General features: G+C 65.8%; 12 protein-coding genes. 4 read left to right on the forward strand and 8 right to left on the reverse strand.

Annotated elements, in window-relative coordinates:
• The first annotated feature begins 14 nt into the window (after nucleotides 1-14).
• Nucleotides 15-389 (forward strand): iron-sulfur cluster insertion protein ErpA, encoded by a 375-nt coding sequence (erpA, locus tag ACQ3C8_RS02270; protein WP_009523007.1) that lies wholly within the window; start codon nucleotides 15-17, stop codon nucleotides 387-389.
• A gap of 168 nt (nucleotides 390-557) precedes the next feature.
• Here the strand turns inward: erpA and ACQ3C8_RS02275 are convergent, their stop codons facing one another.
• The 3 genes from ACQ3C8_RS02275 to ACQ3C8_RS02285 all read right to left on the reverse strand — a co-directional run bounded on the left by ACQ3C8_RS02275 (nucleotide 558) and on the right by ACQ3C8_RS02285 (nucleotide 5,927).
• The gene (locus tag ACQ3C8_RS02275) at nucleotides 558-3,047 is read right to left on the reverse strand and encodes a heavy metal translocating P-type ATPase (protein ID WP_428852308.1); all 2,490 of its coding nucleotides are present in this window, start codon (nucleotides 3,045-3,047) and stop codon (nucleotides 558-560) included.
• Between the two features lie 163 nt (nucleotides 3,048-3,210).
• Nucleotides 3,211-4,374, reverse strand: coding sequence for an anhydro-N-acetylmuramic acid kinase (locus tag ACQ3C8_RS02280; RefSeq protein ID WP_428852309.1), 1,164 nt, complete (start codon nucleotides 4,372-4,374; stop codon nucleotides 3,211-3,213).
• Nucleotides 4,375-4,550: 176 nt separating this feature from the next.
• Nucleotides 4,551-5,927, reverse strand: coding sequence for a M23 family metallopeptidase (locus ACQ3C8_RS02285; RefSeq protein ID WP_009523010.1), 1,377 nt, complete (start codon nucleotides 5,925-5,927; stop codon nucleotides 4,551-4,553).
• Nucleotides 5,928-6,128: 201 nt separating this feature from the next.
• Between ACQ3C8_RS02285 and tyrS the strand changes: the two genes are divergently transcribed.
• Genes tyrS through ACQ3C8_RS02300 form a run of 3 tightly spaced genes read left to right on the forward strand, consistent with a single transcriptional unit; the run spans nucleotide 6,129 to nucleotide 8,542 of the window.
• Nucleotides 6,129-7,382 carry a tyrosine--tRNA ligase gene (gene tyrS / locus ACQ3C8_RS02290; protein WP_009523011.1) on the forward strand — a complete coding sequence of 418 codons (1,254 nt, stop codon included), beginning with the start codon at nucleotides 6,129-6,131 and terminating at the stop codon, nucleotides 7,380-7,382.
• A gap of 3 nt (nucleotides 7,383-7,385) precedes the next feature.
• Nucleotides 7,386-7,868, forward strand: coding sequence for a D-aminoacyl-tRNA deacylase (gene dtd, locus ACQ3C8_RS02295; RefSeq protein ID WP_428852310.1), 483 nt, complete (start codon nucleotides 7,386-7,388; stop codon nucleotides 7,866-7,868).
• Entirely contained in the window at nucleotides 7,865-8,542 is a 678-nt protein-coding gene (locus tag ACQ3C8_RS02300; RefSeq protein WP_428852311.1) for a histidine phosphatase family protein, read from the forward strand. The genes dtd and ACQ3C8_RS02300 overlap by 4 nt, the downstream gene beginning before the upstream one ends.
• 33 nt (nucleotides 8,543-8,575) lie before the next feature.
• On the opposite strand, the gene ACQ3C8_RS02305 is transcribed toward ACQ3C8_RS02300, so the two are convergent.
• The 5 genes from ACQ3C8_RS02305 to ACQ3C8_RS02325 form a co-directional block, all read right to left on the reverse strand.
• Nucleotides 8,576-9,328 (reverse strand): queuosine precursor transporter, encoded by a 753-nt coding sequence (locus tag ACQ3C8_RS02305; RefSeq protein WP_009523014.1) that lies wholly within the window; start codon nucleotides 9,326-9,328, stop codon nucleotides 8,576-8,578.
• A gap of 157 nt (nucleotides 9,329-9,485) precedes the next feature.
• A complete protein-coding gene (gene ruvB, locus ACQ3C8_RS02310; protein WP_009523015.1) occupies nucleotides 9,486-10,544 on the reverse strand; it encodes a Holliday junction branch migration DNA helicase RuvB in 1,059 nt (352 codons plus the stop codon).
• A gap of 44 nt (nucleotides 10,545-10,588) precedes the next feature.
• Nucleotides 10,589-11,167, reverse strand: a complete 579-nt coding sequence (gene ruvA, locus ACQ3C8_RS02315; RefSeq protein ID WP_009523016.1) for a Holliday junction branch migration protein RuvA — start codon at nucleotides 11,165-11,167, stop codon at nucleotides 10,589-10,591.
• 189 nt (nucleotides 11,168-11,356) lie between these two features.
• Nucleotides 11,357-11,815 carry an rRNA maturation RNase YbeY gene (gene ybeY, locus ACQ3C8_RS02320; RefSeq protein ID WP_009523017.1) on the reverse strand — a complete coding sequence of 153 codons (459 nt, stop codon included), beginning with the start codon at nucleotides 11,813-11,815 and terminating at the stop codon, nucleotides 11,357-11,359.
• 2 nt (nucleotides 11,816-11,817) lie between these two features.
• The gene (locus ACQ3C8_RS02325; protein ID WP_428852312.1) at nucleotides 11,818-12,831 is read right to left on the reverse strand and encodes a PhoH family protein; all 1,014 of its coding nucleotides are present in this window, start codon (nucleotides 12,829-12,831) and stop codon (nucleotides 11,818-11,820) included.
• Nucleotides 12,832-12,839 lie beyond the last annotated feature (8 nt).

The raw sequence follows: 12,839 nt of genomic DNA on the forward strand, positions 1-12,839 counted from the left end.
TACAGGAGAACCCAATGAGCGAAGTCGCCGAAGCAACCGCTGCCGACATGAGCGAGGTTCCGTCGCCGCTGGTGTTCACTGACAGCGCGGCGGGCAAGGTCAAGCAACTGATCGATGAGGAGGGCAATCCGGCCCTGAAACTGCGCGTGTTCGTGCAGGGCGGTGGCTGTTCTGGCTTCCAGTACGGTTTCACGTTCGACGAGGATGTGAACGAAGATGATACCGCCATGGAAAAGAATGGCGTGACCCTGTTGATCGACTCCATGAGCTTCCAGTACCTGGTTGGCGCGGAGATCGACTACAAGGAAGACATCAGCGGCGCCCAGTTCGTCATCAAAAATCCGAACGCGACCACCAGCTGCGGCTGCGGCTCATCGTTCTCGGTCTGAGGCGGATTCCCTCCGGCCTCACAAGAGGCTCTCGCGAAGCACTGGCCCGATTGAAAAACCCCGCATCGCGGGGTTTTTTATTGTCCGACGATAGGCTCCAAGAGCCCCGACGGGGTGGAACGTCCGGATCCCGCAACCCATCGCATCGCTCCCGGTAGCCGGCCGGGCTTACACATGCGCTGCGGGCGGCGTGAAGCGGCGCAGCCGCAGTGCATTGCTCAGCACAAAGACGCTGGACAGCGCCATCGCCCCAGCGGCAAATACTGGCGACAGTAAGGTACCGTTGAGCGGATACAGGATACCGGCGGCGACCGGAATCAGCGCCACGTTGTAGGCAAAAGCCCAGAACAGGTTCTGGCGGATGTTGGCCAGTGTGGCACGCGACAGTGCCAGCGCATTGGGCACGCCACCCAGGTCGCCGGACATCAGCACCACGTCCGCCGCCTCGATGGCGATGTCCGTGCCGGTGCCAATGGCGATGCCGACATCGGCTTCCGCCAGCGCCGGCGCATCGTTGATGCCGTCGCCCACGTACGCTACCGGGCCGTGCTCCTGCTTGAGCCGCTTCACGGCATCGACCTTGCCGTCAGGCAGCACTTCCGCAATCACCTCGTCGATGCCGAGCTGGCGGGCGATGGCCTCCCCGGTGCGGCGATTGTCGCCGGTGATCATGGCGACCTTCAGGCCCTGCCGGTGCAAGGTGGCGATGGCGGCGGCCGTGGTGTCCTTGATCGGATCGGCGACCGCGATCATCGCAGCCAGCTGTCCATCGATGGCGGCATACAGTGGCGTCTTGCCCTGATCGCCGAGGCGCGTAGCCTCGCCCGAGAATTGCGCGGGGTCGAGGCCGAGGCGTGTCATGAAGCGGTCTGCGCCGATTTCCACGCGTACGCCATCCACCTCGGCGCGTACGCCGAAGCCAGTCACCGACTCGAAACGGTCCAGCGTGCCGAGCGTCAGTCCTTCCGCTGTCGCGGCGGTGACGATGGCCTGCGCGATCGGATGTTCCGACTTGTTCTCGACCGTCGCCACCTGTCGCAGGACCGCCGGACGCTCGAAGCCCGGGGCGAGGACGAGGTCCGTCAGTTCCGGACGGCCCTTGGTCAGGGTGCCGGTCTTGTCGACGGCGATGACCGCCGCATCCTTGAGCGACTGCAGCGCCTCGCCCTTGCGGAACAGCACGCCCATCTGTGCCGCGCGGCCGGTACCGACCATGATCGAGGTGGGGGTGGCGAGCCCCATGGCGCACGGGCAGGCGATGATCAGCACCGCGACCGCGTTGACCAGCGCAAAGGTCAGGGCCGGCGACGGGCCGAAGATCAGCCACACCACGAAGGTCAGGGCGGCGGCTGCCATCACGGCCGGCACGAACCACATGGTGATGCGGTCCACCAGCGCCTGGATCGGCAGCTTGGAGCCCTGCGCCTGTTCGACCATGCGGATGATCTGTGCCAGCACGGTGTCGTTGCCGACCTGCGTGGCACGGAAGGTCAGTGCGCCATTCTGGTTGACCGTGCCGCCCACGACGTTGGCGCCGGGCTGCTTTTCCACGGGCACCGGTTCACCGCTGATCATCGATTCATCGACAAAACTGTGTCCTTCCAGCACCTCGCCATCCACAGGGATGCGCTCGCCGGGCCGTACGTCGATGAGATCGCCGCGCACGACCGCTTCAATCGGCAATTCCTGTGCTGCGCCATCGCGCACCACGCGTGCCGTCTTGGCCTGCAGGCCGAGCAGGCGCTTGATGGCGGCCGAAGTATTGCCCTTGGCGCGCGCCTCGAGGAAGCGGCCGAGCAGGATCAGCGCGATGATGACGGCCGCTGCCTCGTAATAGACATTGACTGTGCCGGCTGGCAGCAAGTGCGCGGCGAAGGTGGCGACCACCGAATACAGGTAAGCGGCAGCGGTACCGACTGCCACCAGCGAATTCATGTCGGGTGCGCCGCGCAGCAGGGCGGGGATGCCCTTCAGGTAAAAGCGGCGGCCTGGCCCGAACAGCACGATGGTCGTCAGCACGAACTGCAGCAGCCAACTGTTCTGGGTGCCGAGGCTGTTGGCGATGACATGGTGGAAGGCTGGCACCAGATGGCTGCCCATCTCGAGGATAAAGACCGGCAGGGCAAACAGCGTGGCCACGCCCAGGTCGCGTTTGAGCACGCGCAATTCTTCGGCCTGGCGCTCCGCCACCACATCCGTTCCGCTGCGTTGGCTGTCCAGCCGCTGGGCGCTGTAGCCGGCCTTGGCCACGGCTGCAATCAAGGCTGCGGCCTCCACGCCGCCGGCGGCGCGTACATGCGCCTGTTCGGTGGTCAGGTTGACGCTCGCCTCCTGGACGCCGGGTACTGCCTTCAGCGCGCGTTCCACTCGGCCTACGCACGAAGCGCAGGTCATGCCGCTCACGCTCAGGACGATCTCCTGCTGGACCACGCTGTAGCCGGCCTTGGCGATCGCCTGGACCGCTGCCTGTACGGCGGCTCCCAGGTCTGGCGTGCGCTCGAACGTCACATCGGCGCGCTCGGTGGCCAAATTGACGCTGGCGCTGTGCACGCCCGGCACCGCCTTCAGCGCCCGTTCCACACGGCCCACGCATGACGCGCACGTCATGCCGTCGACCGGCAGGCTGACGGTCTGCTGTCCTGTCTGGTTTGCGCTCATTTCCGCTCCTTGCAATCGAGGATTCGTTGCATCTTGCCAGCTACTGTAAAGCTTCCGATCATGGCAAGGTCAAGCCCCTCTACCCTTGAAGGCAGCATGCGGTCAGGGCAACCGGGCACGGCGCGGCAGGGCCAAAGGAACAGGGAAACGGAGCGGGAGATGCTCAGGCCGGATACAGGGCACCCAGGATGCGCGGACCGTGCGCTCCGGTGACGGCCGGCTCATTCCCCGGCAGGCCCTCGATGCATTGGCGCGCCAGCCAGGCAAAGGCCAGCGCCTCGATCTGCTGGGGCGGCACACCATGCTCGGCGGAAGTACTGACGGCGACCGCCGGCAGCGCCTCGCGCAGATAGGTCACCACAGCGGCATTGCGAGCGCCGCCGCCACAGAGGATGAGGCTTCGCGCGTCGGGTGCGTGGCTGCGGATATCGCGGGCGATCGCCTCCCCAGTCAGGGCAACCAGGGTGGCTTGCACATCGGCGGGCAGCAGGGTGGGAAACGCTTGCAGACGTTCGTCCAGCCATGCTGCATTGAACAGGTCGCGGCCGGTGCTCTTTGGCGGTTGCTGGGCGAAGTACGGATCTTCCAGCAGATGCGCCAGCAGTCCGGCATGTACCGTACCTGTCTGCGCCCATGCACCGCCCGCATCGTAGGTCGTGCCGCGATGGCGCTGCACCCACAGGTCGAGCAGGACATTGCCCGGGCCACAGTCGAAGCCGCGTACCGGCGCGGTACTGCCGGCGGGCGGCAGGATGCTGATATTGGAGAACCCGCCCAGGTTGCAGGCCACGCGGGTATCCGGCGCACCGCCAAACAGGGCCTGATGGAAAGCGGGCACCAGCGGCGCACCCTGGCCGCCCGCCGCGATATCGCGGCTGCGGAAGTCGGCCACCACGGAGATGCCTGTCAGCTCGGCCAGCAGCGCGGGATGCTGGGTTTGCCGCGTATAGCCGACGCCGTCGTGCAGGCCGGGCTGGTGGCGGATGGTTTGGCCGTGGGCGCCGATGGCGCATACGCTGCCCGGCGCGGCTTGGCTGTTGGCAAGCAATTGCGCAACGCAGTCGGCATAGCAGCGCGCCAGCGCGTTGGCCGCCAGCGCCTCGCGATGAATCTCATCCGCTCCGCTGGACTGCAGGGCAAGCAGAGCGTCACGCAAGGCCGCCGGAAACTCACGGTAGGCCGCCGCCATGACCACGGGACCGTCGCCGGAAAACTCCACCAGGACACCGTCGACCCCATCGAGGCTGGTGCCGGACATCAGTCCGATGAAGCGCCGGGAGGCAGGATGCGCCGGGGAAGGAGGGGAAGAGCGGGTGTCGGATGGCATGCGGCTAGCTTACCGCAGGTCCGTGAAAAATGCCCCTCCCGCGCGTGCCCCGATGCTTGCCGGGCATGGCTTCTGGCGCATCCGCGCTCGACAATGAAAAACGCCCGCCGGAATGCGGCGGGCGTGACAGCTGGTGTTGCAGCGGGGGGATCGCCCCAGGCGCGGAGCGGTCGTGCTCAGTTGTTCGAGGCCAGCACGTTAAAGGTCCGCAGTGCGTTGATGCGCGACAGCATCTGCGCCGTATAGGCCAGGAACTGTTCTCGCGACTTGCCGGTGAGCGCTGGGCTCGCGACATCGCCCGCCATCAGGGGGTTCTGTGGCACGTTGTCCACGCGGAATTCGTAGTGCAGGTGCGGCCCGGTGGCCCAGCCCGTGGAGCCCACGTAGCCGATCACCTCGCCCTGCGAGACGCGCTGGCCCGGCTTGAGACCGGAGGCGAAGCCCGACAGGTGGGCATAGTACGTCGAGTAGCCGCGGCCATGCTGCAGGATGATCAGGTTGCCGTACCCATTCTGCTGCCCGGTGAACTGCACCGTGCCGTCGCCCGAGGCGAATACCTTGGTACCGGCCGGCGCGGCGAAATCCACGCCCTTGTGCGTATGCCACTTGTCATAGATCGGGTGGTTGCGGCCGCCGAAGCCCGACGACATGCGCGAGAACTCGATCGGGGCCCGCAGGAAGGCACGCTTCATGCTGCGGCCGTCAAAGGTGTAGTAGGCGCCGCCATTGTCCCCGCGGCTGTACCACAGGGCCTGGTGCACGCGGTTGTTGTTGATCAGCTCCACGGCCACCACGCGGCCGTTGCGCACGAACTCGCCGTCCTGGAAACCGGCTTCGTAGACGATGCGGAAGCGGTCGCCCGGATCGATGTCGTGGTGGAAGTCGATCACGCCCGAGAAGATCGAGACGACCTGGTCGACCACCGCATCCGGCACGTTGGCGGCATCCATGCCATTGAAAAAGCCCCGGCGGAACTCGCCCGAGCGCATTTCATGGCGGATTTCGTTGTTGACCGAGTCGATACGCGCGCGGTAGGTCGGTTCAGCGGTGTTCTTGACACGTTCGACCACCAGCTGGCGTGACGTGGCGGCATCGCCACCCAGCACGGCCTGCAGCGATATCAGCGTATTGCGGCTGTCGGTTTCGGCCAGCACGGTCTGGCCGGGCTTCAGGTCGAACAGGCTGCGCGCGGTTGCATTGCGGCGGATGAACGCCTCGGCATCGGGATCCTGAACCGAGAGGCGGCGTAGCAGCGAAGCGACGGTTTCGCCACGCTGCATCCGTTCCTGGCGGATGAAGGTCTGATCGGCTTCTACCAGCTGGTCCAGCTGGGCGCGCAAATCAGGCAGTTTGATGGTTTCAGCCACACGTGGTTGGTTGGGATCGTCGTTCGGTACCCCGGGCGCCACGCCCATCGCTGCGGCCATGCCGAGCGCAAAGGTTGAACCGATCACCGCCGTTACCTGCTTGCGCCGGCGCGCATGCAGCGTATTCGTCGGATCGACGAGGATCACCAACTCACGCGCGAAAAACTCGCGGAGTTTTTGCCACATCACGTAAAATCACTATTCGTTGAGCGCTGGCGCCGCGCCGGATCCGAGTGATCCAGACCTCTCCCCCGAGAGGTGCGACGTCAACCCTGCTTGTTGAGGAACCGGCTTTCCGCGCCTTTGGCAGGAAAACGGTTGACCGGAAGTATAGCAAACTTGTCCGGGTCTCCTTTCAAAGAACCAATTCATTCAAATACTTACCTCATGTCTGTGTCTACTTCCGGTGCGCCGGTTCCCGGAGCCACGCCATTTCCTGTTACCGACGCCGTGCGCCATGCCATGCAGGTGTCCCAGCGCGGCTGCGACGAGCTGCTGATCGCCGCGGAGTGGGAGCAGAAGCTGGCACGCAGCGCTGCCACCGGCCAACCGCTGCGCATCAAGCTCGGACTCGACCCGACCGCGCCCGATATCCACATCGGCCACACCGTGGTGCTGAACAAGATGCGCCAGTTGCAGGATCTGGGCCACCAGGTGATTTTCCTGATCGGCGACTTCACCTCCACCATTGGCGATCCGTCCGGCCGCAACGCCACGCGGCCGCCGCTGACGCGCGAGCAGATCGAGTTCAACGCCCAGACCTATTACCGTCAGGCCAGCATGGTGCTCGATCCGGCCCGCACTGAAATCCGCTACAACAGCGAGTGGTGCGACCCGCTCGGCGCCCGCGGGATGATCCAGCTGGCGGCCCGCTATACCGTCGCGCGCATGATGGAGCGCGACGATTTCACCAAACGCTACCGGGCTGGGATTCCCATTTCGGTGCATGAGTTCCTCTATCCGCTTATGCAGGGCTACGATTCCGTGGCCCTCAAGGCCGACCTGGAGCTCGGCGGCACCGACCAGAAGTTCAACCTGCTGGTCGGCCGCGAACTGCAGAAGGAATACGGCCAGGAGCCGCAGTGCATCCTGACCATGCCCCTGCTCGAAGGGCTGGACGGCGTGGAAAAGATGTCCAAGTCCAAGGGCAACTATGTCGGCATCTCGGAAGCGCCCTCCGAAATGTTCGGCAAGCTGATGAGTATTTCGGACGATTTGATGTGGCGGTATTTCACGCTGCTGTCGTTCCGCCCCGAGGCGGAAATCGCCGGCATGCGCGCCGAGGTGGCCCAGGGCCGCAACCCGCGCGACATGAAGGTGCTGCTGGCCCAGGAGATCGTGGCGCGCTTCCACAGCCAGGCCGACGCCGAAAAAGCCCTGGAAGATTTCAATCACCGCGCACGCGGCGGGGTCCCGGACGACATTCCGGAAGTCAGCCTGTCCGGTGCGCCACTGGCTATCGCCCAGCTGCTCAAGCAGGCCAACCTGTGCCCGTCGACCTCCGAGGCCAACCGCAACATCGAGCAGGGCGGCGTACGCATCGACGGCACGGTGATTTCTGACAAGGGTCTGAAGGTCGATGCCGGCACGTATGTGGTACAGGTCGGCAAGCGCCGCTTTGCCCGCGTCACGCTGGCCTGACGCATGATCGGCCTGATCCAGCGGGTCACCCAGGCCCGTGTCGATGTCGCGGGAGCCACGGTGGGAGAGATCGGTCCCGGCCTGCTGGCGCTGGTGTGCGCGGAGCGCGGCGATACCGAGGCGGAATCCGTGCGGCTGCTCGACAAGCTGCTGGGCTATCGCGTGTTTTCCGATGCCGCTGGCAAGATGAACCTGTCGCTGCGCCAGCGCGCCGCAGCCGGCGAAGCGGCAGGATTGTTGATTGTGTCGCAATTCACCTTGGCCGCCGACACGCGCAGCGGCGCCCGGCCCAGCTTTACGCCTGCCGCCGATCCGGCGACCGGCCAGCGCCTGTATGAACATTTCGTGGCCGAGGCACGCCGCCAGCATGGCCAGCAGGGCGAGGTGGCCACCGGTATCTTCGCCGCCGACATGCAGGTCAGCCTGACCAATGATGGCCCGGTCACCTTCTGGCTGCGCATCCCGCCGCCCGGAGGCGCGGCATGACGGACGGTCCTGCAAAGCAGGCATCCCTCCCACCGGACAGTACCCGCCTACTGGTGATCCGCCATGGCGAAACCGCCTGGAACCGCGAGCGGCGCTGGCAGGGGCATCTCGACATCGACCTGAACGCACGCGGCGCGGTCCAGGCGGCAAGCCTCGGGCCGGCGCTGGCGCATGAGCCGCTCGACGCGATCTATGCCAGCGACCTGCAGCGCGCACGCAAGACGGCGGAGGGTATGAGCCATGGCCGTGGCCTACCGGTGCATCTCGATCCGGCCCTGCGTGAGCGTGCCTTCGGGGCGTTCGAGGGCATGCTGCATGGCGAAGTCGAGGCGGCCGATCCGGCTGGTTATGCCCGCTGGCGCGCCCACGATCTGGACTACGGCCCGCCTGGCGGCGAAACGCTGGCTGATTTCCACCGCCGCGTGCTCGACGCTGTGACCGCTATCGCGCGCCGGCACCTTGGACAAGTGGTGGCCATCGTCACCCATGGCGGCGTGCTCGATTGCCTGTACCGTGCCGCCAGCGGTGCGCCCATGCATGGCCCGCGCACGGCTGACTTGCTGAATGCGGCGATCAATCGCCTGGAGTATGCCGGTGGGCGGCTGCATCTGGTTAGCTGGGGTGAAGCGGAGCATCTCGCGGGACTGGCGCTCGACGAAATCGACCGCGCCTGAGCGCCCCCGCACCGCGGGGCGCTGTCAGCCCGTTCAGTCCACACGCACGCGGAACGGCGTGAAGCGCGTGTGGTGGTCGTAGTAGTCCTCGTTCTCGGCTTTTTTCAGGAAAGCGACAACGCGATACGTCACCGGCGTCATTACCACTTCCCAACCGGTCTTCAGCACATACTGCGCAATCGCCACGGCGATGATCTGCTGCGTCGGCCAGATGCCGTAGAAGGCGATGATGTAGAACAGCGAGGAATCCACCAGCTCGCCCACCATGGTCGAGCCAATGGTGCGTGTCCACAGCCACTTGCCGGCCGTCCAGATCTTCATCTTGGCCATCACGAAGCTGTTCGAGAAGCTGCCGCACCAGAAGGCGATCAGCGAACCCGCGGCGATACGCCAGGTATTGCCGAACACCTCCTCGAGGCTCTTCTGGTAACTGCTCATGAACGAGGCCACGGGCAGGTTGACCACCACGAAAGCCATGAAGGTGGCGAAGGCCAGCGCGCCGAAGCCGGCCCACACCACCCGGCGGTCGCGGCCGTAGCCGTACACCTCGGTCAGGATGTCGCCGAACACGTAGGAAATCGGAAAGAACAGCACGCCCGCGCCGAACGTGACCGTGCCGATCACCGGCAGTGTCACCTCCGCCGCCTTGGCCGCGCCGATCAGATTGGAGCACAGCAGCACAGTGACAAAGGCCACCATGACGAAATCGTAGTAGCGGTAGGTGCGCGGCACACGCGGGGTGGGAGCGGCAGGAGCGTCGGAAGCAGCAGAAGCAGGCGTCGGCATCAAGCGTCTCGGATTGGTTGGAAAGGAGGAGCCGCGCTCACCCGCGCGCACACCGTCTGGGCGGTGCCGCGCCATGCGCTTGCCGTCGGGCGGCAGTATGGCGCAGGTGCCGGTACATGATCGTGGGCGGTCGGCTCGCGATGGCGCGGGAGGGCGGTCAGGCCGGATTCCACAGGTCGCCCGACGGATCCTGCGCGCCTTGCGGTGCGGCCAGCCCGAAGTGGCGATACGCCAGCAGCGTCGCCACACGGCCGCGCGGCGTGCGCTGCAGATAGCCCTGCTGGATCAGGTACGGCTCGAGCACGTCCTCGATGGTGTCACGCTCCTCGCCGATGGCGGCGGCCAGATTGTCCACGCCCACCGGCCCGCCGTCGAACTTGTGCAGGATGGCTTCGAGCAGCTTGCGGTCCATCAGGTCGAAACCCACCGCGTCCACATCGAGCATGCTTAGCGCGGCATCCGCCACTTCGCGCGTGATGGTACCGTCGGCCTTGACCTCGGCATAGTCGCGCACGCGCCGCAGCAGGCGGTTGGCGATCCGCGGCGTACCGCGCGCGCGGCGTGCGATCTCGAGCGCGCCGTCCTCGGCGATGTCTGCATTCAGCAGCCCGGCCGAACGGGTGACGATGCGCGCCAGTTCCGGCGCGGTATAGAACTCCAGGCGCGCCACGATGCCGAAGCGGTCGCGCAGCGGATTGGTCAGCATGCCGGCGCGCGTGGTCGCACCGACTAGTGTGAACGGCTGCAGGTCGAGCTTGACCGAGCGCGCGGCCGGGCCTTCGCCGATCATGATGTCGATCTGGTAGTCCTCGAGCGCGGGATACAGGATTTCCTCGACCACCGGCGAGAGCCGGTGAATTTCGTCGATGAACAGCACATCGTTGGCTTCGAGGTTGGTCAGCAGCGCTGCCAGGTCGCCGGGACGCTCCAACACCGGACCCGACGTCTGGCGCAGGTTGACGCCCATCTCGCGTGCCACGATGTGCGCCAGCGTGGTCTTGCCGAGGCCCGGCGGGCCGAACAGCAGCACGTGGTCGAGCGGCTCCTGGCGGCGGCGTGCCGCGGTCATGAAGATGTCCAGCTGGCCACGGATCTTTTCCTGGCCGACATACTCGTCCAGCAGCTTCGGGCGCAGCGCGCGTTCGAACGCCTCCTCGCGTGCCGAGGCGGGAGCGGCGGAGATCAGGCGGTCGCCCAGTTTGTCGGTTTCGATCATGGCGCTAGTGTACCGTGCCGGTCATCCATGGGTGGGTTTGTCGCTCAGCTCTTCGACAGTGCCTTGAGCGCCAGCTTGATGCCGTCGGAGACGCCCGTGCCTGCCGGCACCTGCTTGACCGCCAGGGTTGCCTCCTTATCGGAGTAGCCGAGCGCGAGCAGGGCATTGAGGATGTCCGCCGTGGCATCCGCCGGACCGCTGATGCCGGCTGCGCCGAGGTCGGCGCCAAGCTTGCCTTTCAGCTCCAGCAGCAGGCGCTCGGCGGTTTTCTTGCCAATGCCGGGGATGCGGGTCAGGCGGCCCGCTTCCTGCAGCGTCACCACCTGGGCCAGTTCCGCTACCGACAGGCCCGACAGCACCGCCAGCGCCATGCGCGCGCCGATGCCGGTGATCTTGATCAGTTCGCGGAAGGCATCGCGCTCGCTGGCCGTGCCGAAGCCATACAGCAGATGGGCATCCTCGCGCACGATCAGCTGGGTGAGCAGCGTCACGCGCTCGCCGGTACCCGGCAACTGGTAGAAGGTGCTCATCGGCACCGCGATCTCGTAGCCGACGCCCTGGCAATCCACCAGCAGATAGGGCGGATTCTTTTCGACCAGGGTGCCGACGATGCGACCGATCATGTCACTCTCCTAGGGCCACATGGCCAGGTGTGGCGTGGGCGCGCGCCCGACGCAAGGGATGAAAAAGAGGGGCGGGTTCCGGCCCATGACAGGCGCTCAAGGCAGCCTGATCGAGCCGTGCAGGCGACAGGCCATCTGCAGCGTCATCCTGCATGTACTGCCACGCCTTGGACGGGCTACCGCAAGTGGTCATGCCGCATGGTCTGCATAGGGATCGGGATAACCCAGCGTGGCGAGCAACTCGGTTTCGAGTGCTTCCATTTCCTGCGCTTCGTCCTCGTCCTCGTGATCGTAGCCTTGCGCATGCAGCGCGCCGTGCACGACCAGATGCGCGTAATGGGCCTCGAGCGGCTTGCCCTGCTCGGCGGCCTCGCGTTCCACCACCGGGCAGCACAGCACGATGTCGCCGCGCACCGGATCGTCCTCGTTCTCGGCATAGGCGAAGGTCAGCACATTGGTGGCGTAATCCTTGCCACGATAGGTGCGATTGAGCGCGCGGCCCTCTTCCTCGTCGACGAAACGGACGGTGAATTCGGCATCGGCAAACAGCGCGGGCCTGAGCCACGCAAGGACCTGCGGGCGACGTGGCACGCCGGGTCGCTGGCGGGTGCCCCTGCCAGCTTGCACGGACAGTGAAAGTTTCGGCATGGTCATTCGTCCCGGTGCTGCGCGTGATAGGCGTCGTAGGCTTCGACGATGCGTGCGACGAGCGGATGGCGCACGACGTCAGCTGCCGAGAAATGCGTGGCGGCCACGCCGCGCACATTGCCCAGCACATGCTGCGATTCGATCAAGCCGCTCTTCTGGCCGCGCGGCAGGTCGATCTGCGTGGTATCGCCAGTCACCACGGCGCGCGAGCCGAAGCCAATGCGCGTCAGGAACATCTTCATCTGCTCGGGCGTGGTGTTCTGCGCCTCGTCGAGGATGATGAAGGCATGGTTCAGCGTACGCCCGCGCATGTAGGCGAGCGGCGCGACTTCGATCATCTGCCGCTCGAACATCTTCTGCGTCTTGTCGAAGCCGAGCAGATCGTAGAGTGCGTCATACAGCGGACGCAGGTAGGGATCGACCTTCTGCGCCAGATCGCCCGGCAGGAAGCCAAGGCGCTCGCCGGCTTCCACTGCCGGCCGTGTCAGCACGATGCGCTTGACCGCATCGCGCTCCAGCGCGTCAACCGCGCACGCCACGGCGAGATAGGTCTTGCCGGTGCCGGCCGGGCCGATGCCGAAGGTCAGGTCGTGCGACAGGATATTGCGCAGGTACTCGCGCTGCATTGCCGTGCGGCCATGCAGGTCGCTGCGGCGGGTCTGCAGCGCCGGGGATACGTCGTTCTCGTCGAGCGGGGCGCCGTCTTCATCTTCGAGTTCCGGCAGATACGCGCCGTGTGCTGCGACCTGCCGCGTCTCCACCAGGCCGAGCTGGATTTCATCGACCGAAAGCGGCGAGCGCGCTCGGTTGTAGAACGTCTCGAGTGCGTTGGCACCCTGCTGTGCCTGTGTGCCGCGCACCGTAAAGCGGTGGCCACGGCGCTGGATGGTCACGTCCAGCGCCTGCTCGATTTGCCGCAGGTTCTCGTCGAGCGGGCCGCACAGGTTCTGCAGGCGGGCATTGTCGTCCTTGGGAGCGACGAATTCGGCAGCGAGGGATTTATTTATCTTGGCCATGGCGGATG

This window comes from Imbroritus primus (genome assembly GCF_964332355.1).
Taxonomy (GTDB): Bacteria; Pseudomonadota; Gammaproteobacteria; order Burkholderiales; family Burkholderiaceae; genus Imbroritus; species Imbroritus primus.